Source organism: Arthrobacter sp. StoSoilB22 (assembly GCF_019977315.1).
Lineage (GTDB): Bacteria > Actinomycetota > Actinomycetes > Actinomycetales > Micrococcaceae > Arthrobacter.
The window spans coordinates 2,037,875-2,057,169 of record NZ_AP024652.1; the positions used below are offsets into that span (position 1 = coordinate 2,037,875).

Annotated in this window: 16 protein-coding genes and 2 pseudogenes; 8 read left to right on the forward strand and 10 right to left on the reverse strand. The window is 58.7% G+C overall.

From position 1 onward, the window contains the following. Positions 1-4: 4 nt before the first annotated feature. Positions 5-358 carry an ArsR/SmtB family transcription factor gene (locus LDN70_RS09560; protein WP_223942435.1) on the reverse strand — a complete coding sequence of 118 codons (354 nt, stop codon included), beginning with the start codon at positions 356-358 and terminating at the stop codon, positions 5-7. Positions 359-562: 204 nt separating this feature from the next. Between LDN70_RS09560 and LDN70_RS09565 the strand changes: the two genes are divergently transcribed. Then, positions 563-1,588, forward strand: a complete 1,026-nt coding sequence (locus tag LDN70_RS09565) for an alkene reductase (protein WP_286198884.1) — start codon at positions 563-565, stop codon at positions 1,586-1,588. A 203-nt stretch (positions 1,589-1,791) separates the two neighbouring features. On the opposite strand, the gene LDN70_RS09570 is transcribed toward LDN70_RS09565, so the two are convergent. The 4 genes from LDN70_RS09570 to LDN70_RS09585 all read right to left on the reverse strand — a co-directional run bounded on the left by LDN70_RS09570 (position 1,792) and on the right by LDN70_RS09585 (position 5,646). After that, a complete protein-coding gene (locus tag LDN70_RS09570) occupies positions 1,792-2,661 on the reverse strand; it encodes an MBL fold metallo-hydrolase (protein ID WP_223942437.1) in 870 nt (289 codons plus the stop codon). A 30-nt stretch (positions 2,662-2,691) separates the two neighbouring features. Then, the gene (locus tag LDN70_RS09575) at positions 2,692-3,486 is read right to left on the reverse strand and encodes an HpcH/HpaI aldolase family protein (RefSeq protein ID WP_223942438.1); all 795 of its coding nucleotides are present in this window, start codon (positions 3,484-3,486) and stop codon (positions 2,692-2,694) included. Between the two features lie 143 nt (positions 3,487-3,629). After that, the gene (locus LDN70_RS09580; protein WP_223942439.1) at positions 3,630-4,124 is read right to left on the reverse strand and encodes a flavin reductase family protein; all 495 of its coding nucleotides are present in this window, start codon (positions 4,122-4,124) and stop codon (positions 3,630-3,632) included. Positions 4,125-4,254: 130 nt separating this feature from the next. Continuing rightward, a complete protein-coding gene (locus LDN70_RS09585; protein WP_223942440.1) occupies positions 4,255-5,646 on the reverse strand; it encodes an NtaA/DmoA family FMN-dependent monooxygenase in 1,392 nt (463 codons plus the stop codon). A gap of 328 nt (positions 5,647-5,974) precedes the next feature. Here LDN70_RS09585 and LDN70_RS09590 point away from each other — a divergent pair, with 328 nt between their 5' ends. Then, complete coding sequence (locus LDN70_RS09590; RefSeq protein ID WP_223942441.1) at positions 5,975-6,436, forward strand: flavin reductase family protein; 462 nt, start codon at positions 5,975-5,977, stop codon at positions 6,434-6,436. A gap of 215 nt (positions 6,437-6,651) precedes the next feature. On the opposite strand, the gene LDN70_RS09595 is transcribed toward LDN70_RS09590, so the two are convergent. Continuing rightward, entirely contained in the window at positions 6,652-9,525 is a 2,874-nt protein-coding gene (locus LDN70_RS09595) for an AfsR/SARP family transcriptional regulator (protein ID WP_223942442.1), read from the reverse strand. A gap of 405 nt (positions 9,526-9,930) precedes the next feature. Here LDN70_RS09595 and LDN70_RS09600 point away from each other — a divergent pair, with 405 nt between their 5' ends. Continuing rightward, positions 9,931-10,794: a riboflavin kinase gene (locus LDN70_RS09600; RefSeq protein WP_223942443.1), complete on the forward strand. Its 864-nt coding sequence runs from the start codon at positions 9,931-9,933 to the stop codon at positions 10,792-10,794. A 357-nt stretch (positions 10,795-11,151) separates the two neighbouring features. Then, a complete protein-coding gene (locus tag LDN70_RS09605) occupies positions 11,152-11,406 on the forward strand; it encodes a hypothetical protein (RefSeq protein ID WP_223942444.1) in 255 nt (84 codons plus the stop codon). Between the two features lie 775 nt (positions 11,407-12,181). On the opposite strand, the gene LDN70_RS21130 is transcribed toward LDN70_RS09605, so the two are convergent. After that, on the reverse strand, positions 12,182-12,343 hold the full coding sequence (locus LDN70_RS21130) for a substrate-binding domain-containing protein (RefSeq protein WP_286198880.1): 162 nt from the start codon (positions 12,341-12,343) through the stop codon (positions 12,182-12,184). A 137-nt stretch (positions 12,344-12,480) separates the two neighbouring features. Then, positions 12,481-13,082, reverse strand: a pseudogene (locus LDN70_RS09615) (NAD(P)(+) transhydrogenase (Re/Si-specific) subunit beta); the annotation flags it as partial. A gap of 205 nt (positions 13,083-13,287) precedes the next feature. Here LDN70_RS09615 and LDN70_RS09620 point away from each other — a divergent pair. Then, the gene (locus LDN70_RS09620; RefSeq protein WP_223942622.1) at positions 13,288-13,530 is read left to right on the forward strand and encodes an aldehyde dehydrogenase family protein; all 243 of its coding nucleotides are present in this window, start codon (positions 13,288-13,290) and stop codon (positions 13,528-13,530) included. A 161-nt stretch (positions 13,531-13,691) separates the two neighbouring features. Here the strand turns inward: LDN70_RS09620 and LDN70_RS09625 are convergent, their stop codons facing one another. Further along, positions 13,692-14,786 (reverse strand): DUF4192 domain-containing protein, encoded by a 1,095-nt coding sequence (locus tag LDN70_RS09625; protein ID WP_223942445.1) that lies wholly within the window; start codon positions 14,784-14,786, stop codon positions 13,692-13,694. Between the two features lie 600 nt (positions 14,787-15,386). Here LDN70_RS09625 and LDN70_RS09630 point away from each other — a divergent pair. Further along, positions 15,387-16,226, forward strand: a pseudogene (locus LDN70_RS09630) (Abi family protein). Between the two features lie 153 nt (positions 16,227-16,379). Further along, the gene (locus tag LDN70_RS09635) at positions 16,380-16,736 is read left to right on the forward strand and encodes an aminotransferase class III-fold pyridoxal phosphate-dependent enzyme (protein WP_223942623.1); all 357 of its coding nucleotides are present in this window, start codon (positions 16,380-16,382) and stop codon (positions 16,734-16,736) included. Between the two features lie 223 nt (positions 16,737-16,959). Here LDN70_RS09635 and LDN70_RS09640 read toward each other — a convergent pair whose 3' ends face one another. Continuing rightward, entirely contained in the window at positions 16,960-17,673 is a 714-nt protein-coding gene (locus tag LDN70_RS09640; protein WP_223942446.1) for a GntR family transcriptional regulator, read from the reverse strand. A gap of 548 nt (positions 17,674-18,221) precedes the next feature. Here LDN70_RS09640 and LDN70_RS09645 point away from each other — a divergent pair. Next, entirely contained in the window at positions 18,222-19,289 is a 1,068-nt protein-coding gene (locus LDN70_RS09645; protein ID WP_223942447.1) for an Ldh family oxidoreductase, read from the forward strand. Positions 19,290-19,295: the final 6 nt, after the last annotated feature.

Genomic DNA, 19,295 nt, shown 5'->3' on the forward strand with positions numbered 1-19,295 from the left:
TGAGTCAGGCAGTGCTCGCTGCGTTGTATGGAGCCACTTGCTTGGCCCCCTCGCTCAGGACCAGGTCAAACAGTCCCGGGAAGCGGTGGTCCAGTTCTTCTTTTCGCAGGGTGTTGATTCGCCTGGTGCCAACGTCATGTTGCCTGATAATTCCGGACTCGCGCAAAATCCGGAAGTGTCGAGTCAGCACAGATGGAGTGACATCTTGCTTGAAACCACTGCAGGCGAGCCCGGGCGAAGCTGCAAGCGTTACCACAATTGTCAATCGTGTCTCGTCAGTCAGCGCGCTCATAATCTTGAACAGATCGAAGTCCGTCGACTCAGGATGGATTAATGGGCTGGAAACTCGACTGGCCATGGTCCAACCGTAGCATTGGGTATTCATGTTCGCGTTTATGCGTACATGGGGTAGGGTGATTCAAAGGGATGAGCGCACAATTGCCATCCCATAACTCACCCACTAAGGAATATTGCCGTGCCCGTCTCTACATCAGACCCCACATCACCGACACTTTTCTCCCCGATTTCCCTTGGCGGGGTAGACCTGGCCAACCGAATTGTCATGGCACCCCTCACCCGCGTCAGGGCTGGAGACAAGGGCGTGCCTGGCGACATGATGGTTGAGTATTATCGTCAACGTGCCAGTGTTGGGCTCATCATCACTGAAGGTACCTATCCCAGTCGCGAATCCCAAGGGTGGGTGGGCGCTCCTGGCATCGCAACCGAGGAGCAAGCCACTGGCTGGCGACGGGTATTTGATGCAGTACACGCCGAGGGTGGCCGTATTTTCCTGCAGATCATGCATGCCGGCCGCGCAGGGCATCCGGCGATCAATGGAGGCCGCCGCGTCCTCGCGCCCAGCGCTGTCGGGATTTCCGGAACTGTTTTTACTGAGCAAGGACAACAGTCGTTTCCCGTGCCTGAGGCGATGACGCGGGACGAAGCCCAGAGCGTGGTGGACGATTTTGTGGCTGCGGCGCGTCGGGCAATACGGGCCGGGGCCGACGGAGTAGAGGTCCACGGTGCAAACGGCTACCTGCTTCATCAGTTCCTTTCGCCTTTGGCCAATCAGCGGGAGGACGAGTACGGCGGCTCGGCGGAAAAGAGGACCCGGTTCGTCGTCGACGTGGTTACAGCCGTAGCTGACGCCGTAGGAGCTGAAAGGGTTGGGCTGCGTATTTCACCTGAGAACAACAGCGTTGGTGATGTGTTTGAGACCGACCCGCAGGACGTTTTAGCGACTTATGGGGCCTTGGTGGACCAGCTTCGACCGTTGGGCTTGGCCTACCTGTCTGTGCTGCACGGCCAGCCGAACGGAGAGCTGGCGACGGATCTTCGTCGACGCTTCGGTGGAAAGTTCCTCATAAACAGCGGATTCGAAGGTGGGCAGACCACGAGGGAACAGGCGCTGCGACACATTGAGGACGGGCACGCCGACGCCATTGTTGTGGGCCGCGCACTGATTGCCAATCCAGACTTAGTAAAAAGGTGGGAGGGCGGGCACGAGGAAAACGAGCCACGCCCCGAACTGTTTTACGCCTCCTCCACCGAGGGATACACCGACTACCCAAGCTATGAGCACGCGTAAAGTTCACGCGCACGCGGGCGAAGAATGTTAGGAAGGGCAGCACTGAACATAGATGCATGTCCGGTGCAAACTAAGCGGGAGGCGGCGATTTCGCCACGCCTCCCGCATTGTTTGGATACCCACTGCTCCTGCTCATCAGCTCAAAACGGGAAGTCTAAGCACAGTATTTCCGCCACTGGATATCTGGAACGCTGGTGCGGACCCTAATCCTTGAGAGGTACGAAGCGACCACCCTGAGGGGTGCTGACAAGGTGCCCGGCGGTGGGGCTGGGGTAGTGAGTACCGATGAGTAGAACTTCCTTGTCGGCGTATTCTTCGAGGATTCGTTTGCGGGTCGCCGTGGATTCCTCGACGTCTACATCCGATACCTGGCCCCAACCCAGCTCTGCCCACTGCACCGGGTGGTGTGTGATGTCCCCGGTGATCAAGGCGTGCTCTCCACCGGATTCGATGTGGACTGAAACGTGGCCACGTGAGTGGCCCGGTGTTGATTCGAGCCGGATTGAATCCGTGATCCTGTAGTCGGTTGGGACTGCGTCGATGACTCCGGCGTCCAGTAGCGGCTGGATGGTGGTGAGCGTTCCAAACGATGCTACTTCAAAAGGAACCTGCTCTTTCCACCCTGACACGGCCGGCTCCGTAAAGAGATACCTGGCGTTTGGGAAGGTAGGAAGATACTTTTCGCCCTGACGCATGGTGTTCCACCCGACGTGGTCGATGTGTAGGTGCGTGCAGACTACGAAGTCCACCTCGTCCCGCTTGAATCCAATGGCCTCAAGGTCATCCAGATACTTGCTACCGGGAATCGCTATGGCAGCGTAAGGTTCGGGAGTTTCATTTCCAATGCATGTGTCGACGACGATCTTCTTCCCATCGGCCTCGATACACAACGAGTGGATCGACAAGAACAGTTTGTCCTCGTTGTCGATGAAGTGGGGGTGCAGCCACTCTCGGTTCTGGCTCACGACTTCGCTGCTGGAGCCAGGAAAAAGATCCTCAGCGCGGTGAGCGCTGACACTCTCTACAATTTTGGTCACCTGCACAGCGCCGATCTTCCAATTTTCGTTACTCATGTTTCGTTCCTTTGTGTTGAGCCGGATTGACTACGTTGCCGCTACGAGAGACTCACGCTCACGGACGAAGTCGTTGAGCAGTTTCCTCGTCTGGCTGGTCAGGATCATGAAATCGTTCTCAAAGGTCCCAAAGTCTCCTCCTTCGAAGCCATATCCAATGGGCCCTCCAATCTTTGCTCCCGCGGCATGGACTACTTCAATGGCGTCGTTCCAAATGCGGACCAGCTCAGCTGCACCTTCTTCGCTGTGCATACCGCCAGGAAGATCCAGGTCCTGGGACAAGTCAGCAACTCCTAAGAACACGTAATTGACCCCTTCGAGGGCCACGATGTCCGCTAGGTTGTCGACGCCCTGTTTCGTTTCAATGAGGGGAATGAAGAGAACATTCTGGTTCGAACTGCTGCGGTGTTCGAACCAGGCATCCCCGCTGGCCCATCGTGCTCCTTCAACTGCCGGGCACATTCCCCGGCCGCCGGGCTGGTATCGGGTTGCTGCTAGGGCCTTCTTCGCGTCTTCTACGGTGCCGATCTTCGGGACGATCACTCCTTGTGCTCCGATGTCCAGGGAAGCCTGGATCTGGGACGGGTCGTTGGTGAGGACTCGGATGATTGGCGTAGTTCCGTTGGCTTCGGCTGCACGAACGTGGTTCGCTGACGAGATGATGTCGTTGGGACCGTGCTCGCGATCAATGACCACAAAGTCAATGCCGACGCTGGAGACAGCCGCAGTCACTGCTGGATCGGTCGACATGACGAATGTTCCGGTAATGACCTGTCCCTGTTCTACGAGGGAATCAAACTTTTCAAGAGCATTGATTCGTGCCACTGGCGTGTCCTTCTTTCTTGTGTCTGCGAGGCAGTGCCGAACTCGTCGTCGAGCAGCTATTCACCCCTTCAATGTCCAGCCTGTCCTGCTGCCGTGATCCGGCCGTGATACTTCCAACGTCGCGTACTAGGCGCGGATTACTGTCATACCAGTGCGCTGGCGCGGAGGTACTTGCCCTTGAAGAACAGCAGCGGTTCTGCGTCTTCGCGGGCTTCCATGGCTTTGACCCGGCCCAGAACGATGGTGTGGTCGCCGCCGTCGTATTCTTCGTAGAGTTCGCAGTCGATCCAGGCCAGTGCGTTGTCCAGGACCGGGCTTCCAAGCGGGGAAGGCGTGTGTCGGACGCCTTCAAATTTGTCGGTTCCGGAACGGGCGAATTTTCCCGAAAGCTCCCGATGCTCTTCCGGGAGAACGTTGATGCAGAATTTCCTGGTTTCGCGGATCACCGGCCACGTGCTTGATGTCTTGGCCGGGCTGAAGGTGACCAATGCCGGGTCCAGGGACAACGATGCAAAGGACTGGCAGGTAAAGCCAATGGGTCCGCCCTCAGTGGACGCGGTGATAATCGTCAGTCCTGACGCGAAATGTCCGAGAATATCGCGCATCCGCTCTGGGGTGACGTCGTGGGTGGTGTTCATATCTGGTGTCCTTCCCTAAAAGCCTGCCCTGGGAAACCCACTACCGGCAGGCACATCTAAATACCGAAAGATAATGAAACGCGTGTGCGTGCCTGCTACTGCTGCTGCGGCAGACACGCACACTTGTTCGTTATGTCGCCAAGACGTTCGATGTCCTGTAGCTGGCGGCGGGGTGGCGCTCGTTCACTCGAGGCCCGGATGGGCTTTCGGAGCCGAAGAAGAGCTTCTCGCGCAGTGTTCCGGGCGCGTATTCCTTTTGCATGAGTCCACGCTCTTGAAGAACGGGTACAACGTGGTCAAGGAAGTCGTACGTATCGTCGGGGCCCGTGACGCTGCCAACGTTGATGCCGTTCACGCCTGCGGCCTGCCACGCTTCGATCGTGTCCGCTATTTGCTCCGGGGTACCAGCAATCCTCGAGCTCGTCATTGACATGACGACTTCCCGGAAGGTCCAAGCCTTATCCGGTGCGGCTTCCGCCAACGCCTTGAACTGGCCCTGCAACGCGTTCGTCTGGAAGTCCCCCACGGGAGTGTCCAGGTCCATGGCTGAGAGATCGGTTCCCATGGTCGAACTGGAAAAGGTGATATTAGCTTCGGAGCTGAGGTAGGCGTCTGCTTCGTTGCTCTTACGCTGGGCCTCTTCCTCGGTCGATCCCACAATGAAATTCAGGTGGACAAAGAATTGCATGTCCGACGGGCGTCGACCCTCTGCTGCGAGACGGGACTTCATGTCGTCAATGACCTTCTTTGCGCCCTCGGGAGTGTGCGCATAAACGAACATTCCCTCGGCGTTTTTTGCCGAGAAAGCACGTCCGTCACCGGAGGTTCCTGCTTGAAACAGGAAGGGAACCCTTTGAGGGGAAGGTTCATTGGTGTGGATACCAGGTACCCTGTAGTACTGTCCCTCATGGTTGATGGCGTGAACCTTCTGCGGATCAGCAAAGACCCTCCTGTCCAGGTCCCTCACCACAGCGTCTTCTTCCCACGAGCCTTCCAACAGCTTGTACAGCACAGTGACGTATTCTTCTGCCTGCTCGTAGCGGGCCCCGTGATCACCGATGGTGTCGTGACCCAGATTCTTCCAGGCAGAGGGCTGGAACGATGTCACAATGTTCCATGCGATGCGACCCCGCGTGAGATGGTCAAGAGTCGAGAGACGCCGGGCGAAAGCGTACGGATGATCCTGGATGACGTTGGCGCTGAACGCAAAGCCCAGTTCCTTCGTGCTCGCGGCCAACGCCGCCGTCAGCATCAGGGGGTCACCTATCGGGAACTGCATGGCCTCGCGCACGGCGGTTGCGTAGGAGCCTTGGTATACGTCATGGACGCTGCTCACGTCAGCCCAGAAAATGCCATCAAACTTGGCCTTCTCCAAAGCCTGGGCAAGTTTAATCCAGTGGTCGAGGTTCGTGTAGTCAAAATTCCGTGCTTTCGGATGATTCCACATGGCACCTGGAGGGCCCGCTGGGGCGAAACTCGTAAAATGCGTGAAACGCATGCGATCCGGTTTGTGATCGGTCATCTCATAATCTCCTTTGATTGCGCGGGGACGATCCATTGGTCACTAAGTGAAGATCTCTTGTGTGCTAGATCGCGGCACCGCTGTGGTTTCGAGTCTTACGCTTCGCCGTGACCCGGCCGTGATCTCAACCACCGATTTCCTCCATTCGAATAAGAACTACGCTGCCCAGGCCCCACTTGGCAGCTGTCGAACAAGTTCACGGAGTTCGGGCGCGCCGTTTGAAGACCAAGACTTGAGGACAGTTCCCGGATGTGGCCGGCTACGCGACAGAACACTTCGTCGCGCCCGATAGCTGCAGAACACCACCCACGACGTCACCCCAGAGCGGATGCGCGATATTCTCGGACATTTCGCGTCAGGACTGACGATTATCACCGCGTCCACTGAGGGCGGACCCATTGGCTTTACCTGCCAGTCCTTTGCATCGTTGTCCCTGGACCCGGCATTGGTCACCTTCAGCCCGGCCAAGACATCAAGCACGTGGCCGGTGATCCGCGAATCCAGGAAATTCTGCATCAACGTTCTCCCGGAAGAGCATCGGGAGCTTTCGGGAAAATTCGCCCGTTCCGGAACCGACAAATTTGAAGGCGTCCGACACACGCCTTCCCCGCTTGGAAGCCCGGTCCTGGACAACGCACTGGCCTGGATCGACTGCGAACTCTACGAAGAATACGACGGCGGCGACCACACCATCGTTCTGGGCCGGGTCAAAGCCATGGAAGCCCGCAAAGACGCAGAACCGCTGCTGTTCATCAAGGGCAAGTACCTCCGCGCCAGCGCACTGGTATGAAAATTCCCTGTCAACGCCAGTCCCAACGGCCCAGGCAAGACAGTTCGCATCTTGAGGTGATACTGCCGGGCGGTCCGGGGATAGTGCCGCTATTTCATGGGGAAATGGTCCTGGCGGCACTGACGGGCGGCTCAGTCATCTCACTCGACGTTTACCTTGGTGCGAATTCTTGGCTCCAGGTTCCAATGAGAAGCCCAAATCTCACCTCCGGTTCACTATAAAGACGTGAGATCCCGAAAGAGTCTCTGAGTGCTGGGGGAGGGGCTCACTCCGATTCTCTGCAGGGCGGTAGTGCAAGTCTCATAGGCCCTGACCACGCCGTCCTTGTCATGGAACTCACTGGCAATACGCATTAGGAGACGCCACCCCTCCTCCCTGAGCGAATCTGCCTTCAATGCGCCTTCGAGGAGAGTATTTGCTTCCAGCGGACGATCGGCATCCATTAGGTGTTTTGCCAGGGCGAACTCCAGATCAAGGGATATGCCGCCCAGTCGTGCCCGTCGTCCGTCAACCCACTCCGAATTTACCGGGGCCAGATAGGCGCCGCCACTGGCGATACAAAGAGCATCCTGCATTGCTTGGATCCTAGGTTCGCCTCGCAATCGGGTGGACTCCATTGCAAGCCGCTCAAAGCGGGCAGACTCTGTCGAAATGACAATTTCCGGGTTGAGCGCTATGTCGTCATCTTCCACGATGAGTGAACCGTCCGGTAATACTAATCGCAGCCATTTTAGTACCTGGCGAAGATAAGTCCGTGCCTGTGAGTTGCCCTTTTCTGGGAAAAGTACATTTAGGAGCTGGTCACGGTTCGCCCTGACGTTGGGCTGGGTGGTCAGGAAGGCAAGAAGCTCGTAGGTTTTCATCAGCCGTGGACGTACCGCGCTATTTTGGACAACCAGCCGCGGTGAACCAAAATCTTGCAAAGAAACCTGCGCCTCAGAAGTCCTCAGTGGAATCGCTAGTCGTTGCATCGACAAAGGGCGGCTGAGTGAGTGCCATTCTGAGTCCGCTGAAGCCTCTGAGTCCTGGCGGCGTGACAGGACAGCAGGGAAGTCGACCAAAGCCTGCAGGAGCAGGTGGTTGGTGCCAATCGAACTCGCTGCGCGGATAGCGGCATCTGCTGCCTCATCTGCCGCCTCCGGCTCCCCGCACCGCCACTCAGCCTCAGCCAGGTACACACAAGCAGTTGAAAGATCCAGAAGGTGCTTGTTGGCTCGCATCTCCGAAACTACTCGCCGAAGGCATGACGCCGCCGCTTCATCGTCGTGTTCCTGAAGGAGCGCCAAACCCAGCCAAAGGTCTGCTGTTTCCTCTAGATACGAGAATCGCGGCAGATCTCTTCCCTGCGAAAGAAGGAATCTCGCTCGCTCCGGGTCGTGTCGATGACGAAGAGCCAGTTTCGCCTGAACAATCAGATTGGCCTTCATATAGAAGTAGTCACCCCCAACCTCGGCCAGTTCGAAGCCCTTGATAGCCGTTCTCTCGGCTTCGTCGATGAGACCTGCGTCCATCAGCAACTCTGGTCCTACAGTGGCAAAAAGCTGCATTCGTCCGACGCCTGATGTGTAGTCGCGGTAAGAGTCCAGCGCCGTTTGTGTGCGGCCCTGCACGCTTGTCACGGCGATACGGAAAGGACCCAGGAGGAGCTCAAGGAGTCGGGATTCTGTTGTGTGCGTCAAATTCGGAAGGATTCCGAAGTAGTAGTCGCACTGCAGAACGAAGGCGTCCAACGGACCGTTGGACCGGCTGGGTCGCGGTGCGGGTGGACCGGGAGTTATTAGTGACACACCGTACCGGAGCGCCTGCATGGCCGGCGTCGGCGCTGCCGCGGAGAGAATCCGTTCCACTTCCCGGAGTCGCCCAGTCGTGGAGTAAACCCATCCGAGCAACTGGGCTGCCCTGTCCGACTCCTTGACAAACTGTTCCAAGGTTCCGGCACGCTCCAGTCGATCTCCGACAGCGAGGGCGTCGCTCACCCTGTCGCCAGCAAGGGCAAGCGCCACTTCGGCAGCTGTGAAGCTGGTGGGGTTTCCGGCAATCTCATAGTCGGACCAACGCTCAAGCCAAACTCCAACCAGCGCCATGTCGCCTCGGTCCAGGAGTCCCTCAATGCACTTTCGAGCACACTCGACGGCCCGCTTGTCATCACCTGCTTTATGAAATTCCTCCACAGCACTTTCGTAGTCGCGATGCCTGGTGAGCAACTCCGCGTAGTCCGACCGTAGTTGGCGCTGTTCGTCCGAAGGCAGGCGGGAGAAGGACTCCTGCAAGTGTTCCCGGAACTTTGGGTGAATTCGAAGCGAGAAAGCGTCCCTGTCCCAAGCAGCAGGCAGATGAAGTTCCCGCAGGCTTCGCATACGATCCAGCGCATCCAGGAGCCCTAAGGCCTCCGCTTGGCGAACATCGACGTCAGGAAGGATAGATGTGCGGATGAGAAATTGTTGGTCTGCCGCGGTCAGCCCAGACATGATGTGGTCGCTCAAGAAGTCTTTTAGTGGGTCATCGCCCCCCACAACGGTGGCTTTGAGGGATTCGGGAGCGAAAATCACACCAGCAACCCATCCATCCACCGATCTAACCCGCTCTGAAACATCGGTGACATTCCGGCCCCACCGGGCTAACACGTCGGTGGCCTCGTCCAAGGTCAGAGCCAGAAGTTCCGGTCCGACACGGCCTATGGAAGACCCCAGGGGCAGATTCAGCGCCCCCGCAAAGAGCGGCTCCCGTCCGATCAAGACGACATGCGTGTCGTCGGGTAGAAAGCGGACAAGTGCATCGATCACTGCCCACGCATCCGAATGTCTCTGAAGACGTTCAATGTTGTCCAGAACCAGGACAACATTCTTGACCTGCAAGGACTCGGCGAGAAGCCCTGCAACTTCGGTGTGCGGCAGTCGGGCGGCCAAGGCCTCACTCACCAGACCGTCAGATTCGCGGATGTAGTCCGCCAGTGCGGCCTCCAGATATGTCAAAAGCCGGCCGGTCGCTTGATCCGATTTATCCAACGAGACCCAGGCGACCGGGCAACCGCCGTCAAGCAGAGCCTCCGCAACCGCTGTCGTCTTACCCGAACCCGCAGTTGCCGACACCGTCGTGACTCGATGAGATACCACGGTGTCTAGCAAGAATGCCCGCAACCTTGGACGCGGGCTATGCCCGGACTGAAGTTCTGGAACGGATAGCTTGCGTTTGATGAGCGGCATCGAATTCCTAAGTCGTCATTGACGAAGAGTGAAACTTACAACATTCTCTTACCCGACAGAACAATCTGCCACCAGTCTTCCCGAAAGTTGGCGCAGCATCGAACACCTCCCGCGCACCATCGCGTTGGAGGAGACGACTCTCCCACGTGGTCGTGAATCACTCGTGATCATTAAGCAGGGCTTACGGTTTGTGGGGCTGTCCGACGCCCGAGCAAGCGATCACGCGACGGTCACGGACCCGGGAGAGGGTGAGACTGCATGAATCAGCATCCACTCGAGGAGGAGCGGAAATTGACTACATCAACCGGCGCAACCGGAAACCGTTTGAATCCCAACGCCCCAGGAAGTAAGTCGCCTCGGGGATCGGCAGTGGGTGAACACGGTGGGGCCACCGAGCCTGAAGTCACTAAATCACCTGATCTCATGACGAGAGCCCTGAACCGAAAACTGCAGCTTACTGGCGTCGTTGAACGGGGAGACCAGCGGGGGCGCTTACTGGGCTTTCCAACCGCCAACCTCAACATCACCGGTTTAGAAGTCGAGGACGGCGTTTGGGCCGGGACCATAGAAATAGATCCGTATTCCCATGGGTCAAACTACTTGGCCGCCATATCTGTTGGTCGGCGCCCGACGTACTATCCCAGGGGGAAGCGCCTGCTCGAAGCCAATCTCATAGACTTCGAAGGTGAGTTGTACGGGCTGAGGATCAAGGCCGTACTGCACGCTTACATCCGGCCGCAGCGCCAATTTCCTGACACCTACGATCTTGTGATGCAGCTCCAAAACGACATCGCCTGCGTCCGTGCTTGGGGCATTGGGGCAGGCCTTTTGCGTCCGCTAAACGATTCGAATCATAGCGATCGTGCGCTTTCTCGGCCTCACTCAGGCCGCCGGCCCTACTCCATATCGCGTAAGCGCCCTAAACGAAGTCCCCATGACGTGGACATGATGAAAAAGGCAAGAGCTGAAAAACGTCTCACGGCTATTAGGGAAGCCGTCATGCAGCTGAAGGACTTCAGAAGTCCGCTCCATGAAGCCGTGGCGGAACAGACTGGCATACCTTTGGGGTACTTGCGTTGGGCATACCCGACCACCGAATCCTTGCTCGCCGTAGCTTCGTCGCATTCTCATACCTACGGGCTGGAAGATGAGTAAGACAGGACGTCCCCTTTTGGACCCGCCTCAATGGCCAGCTGCCGCCATTCTGACGCCCTCGTCGCACCCGGATCAGGGCCAGGTCTGATGAAATTGAGCGCGTGCCAGGTCGCTGCCGACCGGGCACAGTGTGTTTCCGGCAGGGGGTCCAAAGGGTGAAAACAGATGAACCCTGCGTTCGTTGGAGTGACTTTCAACCGGCCATTCGGACAGGTCCGAACGCTCGATGTAGCAGATCACGCAGTGTTCACGACGGGGGCGGATAGTGATGACTATCACTAAAGAGTGGGTGCTTCAAAGAAGAAGAACAGCGTTGAGTTCAAGTTCTCCGCAACCACATCCCCGAGAGGAAATGCCATGACCATCCTGGAACGTCAGCAGCACTCCGCCAGCATCAGCGACGGACCCTCTGCTCCGAGGTCCGCAGCTGCCGCGTCAACCCGACCCGATTTCTCGTGTTTCTGGAACGGAGCAAACGGCCACTTCACGGCGTCTCCGTGGGAGGGGTTGATTTGGGAAGCTGATCCCGAGGATTACCCGACTGCTGAAGATCCGAAGGTGGGTTACACGGAACTGGGGCGCTTCCTGATGAGCGCCATGTACGGCGAATAACGTCGGCTGAAACAATAACAGAAACCGTTGTAACCGGGTGAGTCAGATGAAGAAGATTCAGCTCGTTCGTGACCGTCGTAACGAATGGCAGCCTAAAGGCCATTTCCTGCAGCTTGGAAACGCGCCCGTCCAGGGTGAGGAGTCACTGATTCTTCCCCAGCGACTTCGTGCGCAGCATGGGCGCCGTGAGCCGCGGCCAACGGAATGGCAGGGAGCTCTGAGTTCAGCCGGGACACCGGCATGGAAGACAGTGGGCCGAAAGCCGTCCATCTGAATGGCTAAGGACGACCCGGCTCAGAATACGATTATGATGACCTGGCTAAGTGCTGGCAGTGGTTCTCCACCCCATGCACGACACCGAAAAACCCTTGGCTCGCATGGCCCCGTGAATGCGAGCAGCACCCGGTTTCCTTTGAATCGGCATGCACGGCAGCTCATGCGACAGTCGAAGTCAGCGCGACCAAGTAAGGCGGGATTTGTCGATTGCGGGAGCTGAATCCCCTGCCCCACTTCTTGTTGCGCAGGGCGCGGCCTACTTTCGCACTACGGCCCATCGGATCCTACGCCGCTACCAGTGCCCTCCACTGCACTTCACGGAGCGCACCACGGGGATCAGGATCCGTGGGGTCATCGCTGGGGTGCTGGCCCAGAAGAGCGTCAGGTGACGAGGCGGGTTGGCAGTCCCACGGCCCGGGAGGGGTAGTGCGTTCGACTTGTCCCAACAGTTGCTGGACTGCATCGCGTCCCTGCGCCGCAAAGTCAACGCGCAACGTGGTCAGCGCGGGAGAGAAATATCCGGCTTCGGGAATGTCGTCGATCCGGTGACGCTGACATCTCCGGGAACGTTGTAGCCAAGTTCGCTCAGTGCCAGCATCGTGCCAAGGGCCATCTGGTCATTGGCGGCGACGATCGCTGTGGCGTCGAGTTTGCCCTTCATCTACATCACGGCGTCGTAGCCGGACCTCGCGGACCAGTCGCCATGAATTATGCCCTGCGACGACAGGGAAAGCCCGGCGACCGCAGAGTCGTAGGCGCGGATGCGGTTCCGGGCAGCAGTCCACGTGGAAGACCCGGCTATATGGAGCAACTTTCGGTGCCCGAGTTCTGCGAGGTGTCCAACCAATGCAGAGATGGGTCTTGGACTCCTGCGTAGCCGGCGGCCATGGACCTTTTGAACACCACAACGTTTTCCGCTTCCCAGACGCGGAGGACGGGCGTACCGGCGATCGGGCTGCCGTGGTCTTCGGCGGAGGCGGGATTGACGGTGTCGTTGGCGCCGATGACAAGGACCACGGAAGTGTCGCCGAGATCATCGTTGATTTCGTCCATTTCCAAGACGATGTCATAAGGGACTTTAGCGTCAGCGAGGAGAACGTTCATATGGCCTGGGAGCCGCCCGGCGACTGGGTGGATGCCGTACTTGACGTTGACGCCACGTTCGCGGAGTTGGTGGGCGAGTTCAGCGACAGGGTACTGGGCCTGGGCGACAGCCATTCCGTAGCCGGGGGTGATGACGACGCTAGAGTCGTTGGTGAGCATCTCCGCTGTAGCTTCGGCGGTGATCTCGCGGTGCTCCCCCTGGTCCGTGTCCCCTTTCCTGGCGGGGCGGCGATGCCGAAGCCGCCTGCGATCACCGAGATGACGGACCGGTTCACGGCCTTGCACATGATGTAGGACGGCCCGCGCTGCCACCCTCGCCCAACAGAAATGGGCCGCACGCAGACCGGAGGAACGCGCCGCGGTGCTGCGGCGGGCAGGCCTGCTCTGGGAAGAACACGCCGCCGGAATCCAGAACTGGATCGTCCGTAAGTCCGGGGCCATTCCCCGAAGGCCGCACTCGAAACCCACCTTGTCGGGAACGAATGCTACGAAGCGGCGGCCCTGCCATCGCATTCGCACGGTGAAGTGCTGACATCAAACGAAGATCGATGGTCAGTCGCACGGCGCCGCCCAGCTGGGGTCGTCTCAGCCATTGCACCGTTCAACTTCCCGCTGATCCTCTCCATCCGGTCGGTCGCCCCTGCCCTGGCACTGGGCAACGCTGTACTGCTCAAGCCCGACCCGCGTACCGCGGTCTGTGGCGGTGTGGTACTGGCACCAACTACTCTTACTCCCGTACTTTAACGCCGATTAGCGGATCATATGTTCGGGCTGCCCGCGCCGGAGGGGTAGTCCTCACGTCCCGGCAGGGATAATCTCATGAACTGTCTGGGCCGCTGGCGGGGCGTAGGAGCCCCTCGGTTATCGTGGGCGGGCTCCTGCCTGAACATCACGGTTGGGAGTCCTCATGGCATGTCGAGACGGGTTTTGTTGGCGGTGTTTTTGTTGGTGTTCCAGCCGGCGATGATGCCCGCTCCGAGCATTTGGTCGGTGAGCCTGGCGAAGCGGTAGCCGGGGTCGGTGTCGAGGGCAAGCTGGAGGTATTGGTGTGCTTTGGAGCCTCGGCCTTCCCACCAGTTGATGTAGCCGATGGTGGTGAGGATGGGTGCTGCGTGTTGTGGGCTGGTTCTGGTGTAGGCGTGGATGAGGAGTTGTTGTGCCCATTCGATGCGTGACCATATGGGCGCGGTCTGGGTTTGGGCGAAGAGGATGTGTTGGGGTGGTTCGTCGATGCCGGGGATGTCTGCCAAGAGCCGGTCGCGGATGTGGGGGAATTGGAAGTTCGCGATGAGCGTGGTGCAGTCTTCGTCGGTTGGGAAGTCGTTGCTGTCGAGCATGCCTGTCCAAAGTTGGCTGGCTTGTAGCGCTGCTTGATGGGGTGTCTGGTTGCGGATGGTGTTGATGCGGTTTTCGACGGCGGTGGCGTGGGCTGCTACCTGGGTCGGTGTGGGGAGGATGATCTGGTTGGTGGGTTCGATGGTGCTGCCGCGGTAGATGAATTCGGCGTTGACTCGGCTGTATTCGGTGGTGCTGATGGGCAGGCTGATATCTTGTCCGGGTTCGCTGTCGTAGGGGGAGTAGGTGTCTTCGTTGACGAAGATCCCGTCGCGGATGGTGATGCTGTTTTCGGCGAGGACTCCGGTGAGTGCGGCGATGGTGGCTGCGTGCGGTTTGGGCTGGCCGGGTTCGCAGTGCTGGGAGGTGTAGAGGGCGAAGACGATGCTCGTCGCGCTGGTGTCACTGGTGAGATAACTGCTGACAGTCCTAGCGTAGGGGAGTTCCGTTCCGGGCTGCCGGGGGAGGTCGACCCGGAGGGTGGCTCCGACCTTGCCTTTGTCCAGGGTGATACAGACCAAGCTTTCCTTGGGCCAGAAACCTAGAGTGTGCCCGATGAAGCTCAGCAAGTCTGCCGGATCTTTGATGGTGAGGGCATTCATTGTCCATTTCCTTTGTGCGTGCGTTGTGTCTTTGGCCTTTGCGCCGTTCTGATCGGAACTCATGCGCTAGTTTGGGGGCTGCGGTGCAACGCGGTGCCCGGGGCAGGTCCTAGGAAGGGACCGAGTGGCGTGAAAGCGCCTAGCGAAAGTTTCCAGGGTTCGAAATCGGCGCGGTGACGCAATGGTTGCGGAGGCCCATCCAGCGATGATCGGGATATCAGAATGACAAACAGCGTTGTTGCTTCTGGCTATTCATGGGCAGGCCGATGTGCGCCGTCATGACGCGAGCGGCCCTAGTCTTCGGCATGTGGCATCGCTTAGCGGGATCGCTGCGCCGGATGTGGCCGGGGGACTGCTTCCAGTGCCGACATATGGGTGCTTATCGGCGTTGATTCAGCGGGCGTAGAGGTGACTGCGACCGGCGTCCGACTCACTTGCAATGCAGCCGGTTCTGGCATTGTTGGCTGTCGAGATGGCCCAGACTGCCGGTCGGTTGGAGCTGCATACGAAACTCCGATATAGTCGAAGCACTACGACCGGTTCCGCCTACTTCGGTAGGTCCAGGGCCGGTCTTCACTTTCTCTAAGAGGAGGTCAGTTGCCCGCGTCCGTAAAGGCCTACAAGACCTACGACGAGCAGGTCGATCTCCTAGCCTCACGCGGGATGAACATCGGGGACAGGGATGCTGCTATTAAGCAGCTGCAGCGCATCAACTACTACCGGCTAAGCGGGTACTGGTATTCCTTCAGACGCCAGGGAACCTCGGACCGTGAAGATGACTTTTACGTCGGAACGTCTTTCGCCGATGTTGTCCGGCTTTACAGCTTAGATGCGAGTCTCCGAACTGCAACCTTTGCCGCGCTCACGCCGATAGAGCTGGCGCTGCGAGCCCTTCTCGGGCATGCCCTCGGAACAATCGACGAATGCGCCCACCTAAAGCCAGCGCTTCTGGGACCGCGGGCGGCCTAGAGTGCCTCCTACGCCACATGGATGCAGCGCTACAACAAGGGCCTCGCTGATTCGAAGGAAGACTTCGTCAAGCACCACCAGGCAAAGTACGCCGGAACGCTCCCTGTTTGGGCTGCGGTAGAAATCCTCGACTGGGGAGCACTTACGTACCTATACGGCTTCTCGCCTCGGCAGATTCAAGACGGCATCGCGGACAAGTTCGGCCTGACCGCCCCACAGCTGGAGTCCTGGATGAAGTCGCTCAACGTCGTGAGAAACATTTGCGCCCACCACGGAAGACTCTTCAACAAGGTCCATGCCATAAAGCCTAAACTTCCCAACGTCGGGCAACTCCCTGAGATCGACCGGGCCCGCCAAGAGATGAACAGAACCTTCGGGCAACTAACTCTCATCCAGCACATGCTTCGGAGCCTCGATGTGGGGCGGCCACAGCTTCTTCCCGCGGTTCTTCGCTCGTACCCGGACGTAAAGCTACTGCCAATTTCGCATATCGGAGCTCCGGCCCATTGGGGCACATCCACACTCTGGAACTAGCTGCTCGAACCCATCCAAGAGCATATGCAGCTGGAGCGATGGCAGCTTGACGGAATCTTCGTTATCGGCGTTTAAAACCACGGGAGTGCGGACAAGAAGGGGCTCGCGACCGGTAAAGCTGCTGATCTGCTTGAGCCTGGATAGCACGGAGCAATTTTTGGCGGCAACCCAATCAGCGCGGCAGCAGCACTCGCAGTGCTCCAGCAGATAGACGAGAACCGGCTTGGTGATCACGCAGCAGAGCTCGGCGCTGCCCTTGCTTCGGCTGTTGAGGAGTTGTCCCACGCCCTCATTTCCCAGGTCCGAGGTGCGGGTCTACTTATTGGCGTAGTTCTGACCTCTCCTGTATCCAAGATCATTGAGAGCGCAGCGCGTGCAGCCGGGTTCCTCGTCAACGCTCCTGCACCCGACGTGATCCGGCTGGCCCCACCGTTGATCCTTACTCAGAGCCAGGTCACGGACTTCAGCGGCGCATTGCCGACGATTCTCGACTTCGCAACGCCCAAATAGTAGGAAATTATCGCTGCCAAGCCCGTCCGATTATCTCGTCCTTGGCGTACCTCGAATATTTGGCGCGGGCTCTCGCCGTCAGCAGCGAGCCAGAACGCGGAGGATTCTGGCATGTCGTCGTCCACCAGGTCGGTGGGCTGGCACCGTCACTGGTGGTGTCCGTACCCATTGTTCATCCTTACCGAAGATCAATATCGGCGGGGAATCCAAGCTTGTGGATTAATTATGGGCGCTCCACGTGCTGGCCCTCGAACGGTCGTTCGGACTTCAGCGATGCACGCTGCGCGGAAAGAATGTGCACGTGCATGATCATGGATGCCGCCTCACTGTCGTGGTCACGCAACGCTTCGACGAGCTGACGATGGTGCTCGTAACTCCGCTGCAGGTCCCTTGGGGAGTAACGCAGGAACGTCCTGCGAGCCAGTGGGTTGTTGATCACTCCTGATGCGAGGTTTGTTAGTGTCTCGTTGCGGGCAGCTGCGACTACTGTCGCATGAAACTCAGCATTGAGCGCTGCAGCCCCAGATCGTCCAACGTCGCCCTCTTGGATCATTCGGGCGTACTGGTCGAGGTTTACCTCGAGCTTGTCTAACGTGTCGTCGTCAATTTTCTGGGCGGCGACAGAGGCGATGAATCCCTCCGTTGCCGCCCGAAGGCCGTAAATCTCGGTGATCTGCTCGCTAGTCCACTCCACCACCTGCGCTCCCCGATTGCGTTCCAACCGCACCAAGCCCTCGGCGGCCAGCTTATTTAGCGCCTCGCGCACGGGAGTGCGGCTTACGCCCATTGCCTCGGCCAGACTGCGTTCACGAACCCATTTTCCCGGGGGGAGTTCTCCCGAAGCGAGCCGATCTGACACGTCGAGATAGACGCGCTGGACGGCCGAGTCCATGTTGATCATCGGTATCCTGTCATCTTCCTTTTTCTCACGAGCCACATCCTGAGTATGGCATCTGCGTAAGACCCAACGAATTGCACCGACGGGAGCGTCGAGCGTAGGTCAAAGGTTCACTAGGACTGGGAGAAGGCCGACTGCCCGGGACTTGTGCACTATGTGACTTAGGCCACTCGATCGCGGCACGATGAGTAAATAGTATGCCATCCAGACCTAAGGTGCAGAAGTGATCCGCCCGTGATTTCTCGCCGACCAGGCGATGGGTGCTGGATTTATTGAACCCTGAACGGTATCTGAAACCCCTTATATTGGACCGTTTTGCGCAAGATAGAGCTAGTAACACAGCGGAAATGAGAAGGAAACCTCGAAGACGCGCTGAGCCACTATGGTTGACTTCCAAGAAGTAGAGATCTGGGCCCTGAAGAGTTGGCTCTTCACAAATGGCATGCAATCTGTTTTCATCGTTAGACAGGACATTCCGTTCGGATCGGGGCGGTGCTGATCAATATGCGCACCGGGTGGCCCCTTTGAAGACACCTGCTTCCCCTCATATAACTGACAACATGCGCTACCCAGATAGGAACCGAATTATGACCAACGACGTCAAGCTGACGCTCGAAGAGGTGCACGCGACGACGACCGAGGTGCTGAAGGCTCAGGGCTTCAACGCAGCTCATGCCAATGCGATCGCGAACACCGTGACAGCTGCTGAACGAGACGAGTGTCGTCATCACGGTTTGTTCCGGTTGTCGTTCTACGTCAACGGGCTGCACTCCGGGATGGCCTCAGGAAACGCGCAGCCGGAACTGTCCCAGCTGGCACCCTCGGTGCTCCGGGTGGACGCCAAGTACACGTTCTCGAACCTCTCCATCGCCATGGGGTTGGAGCCACTCGCTAAGCTCGCGAAGGAGCAGGGAATCGCGGCCCTCTCCATCAACAATGCGCTGAGCGTCGTCGCGCTATGGCCGGAGGTCGAGCAATTGGCTGAGCAGGGGCTCGTAGGCTTCTCGTTCGTGGCGGCAGCACCTTACGTAGCGCCGGCTGGTGGGTCCCGGCCGTTGTTCGGCACCAACCCGATGGCGTTCGCGTGGCCTCGTAAGGATCGTCCGCCGCTCGCTTTTGACCAGGCATCGAGTGAGATGGCGCGCGGGGAGGTTCAGCTGCGCCTCCGGGACGGGCGTCTGCTGCCCGAAGGCGCAGCGATCGGACCCGACGGGCAGCCCACCCGCGATCCCGCAATGGCATTGGTCGGCGCCCAGTTGCCGTTTGGAGGAGCGAAAGGCTCGAACATCGCCCTCATGATCGAACTGCTCACCGGGCCCTTGCTCGGCGACCTCCTGAGCTTCGAGGCCGGCGAACGAGACACCGCGAACACGGGAGCACCGTGCGGCGGGCAGTTGATCATCGCGATGGACCCCGCCCGATTCAACCCGACCGGTGACCCGGATGCCCACCTCGCACACGGCGAAAAGCTGTTCGAGAAAATCCTTGAACAAGAGGGCACACGCCTGCCCTCAGACCGCCGGTACGAGGCTCGCGGACGGACACCTTCCGAAGGGGTAACCATCCCCCGGTCCCTTTTTGAATCCCTGGAAAGTCTGCGCCAGGGGCACCGGCCCGAACGTCACGACTATGAGGGCGACCAGGTCCTCGTATGAGCTTGC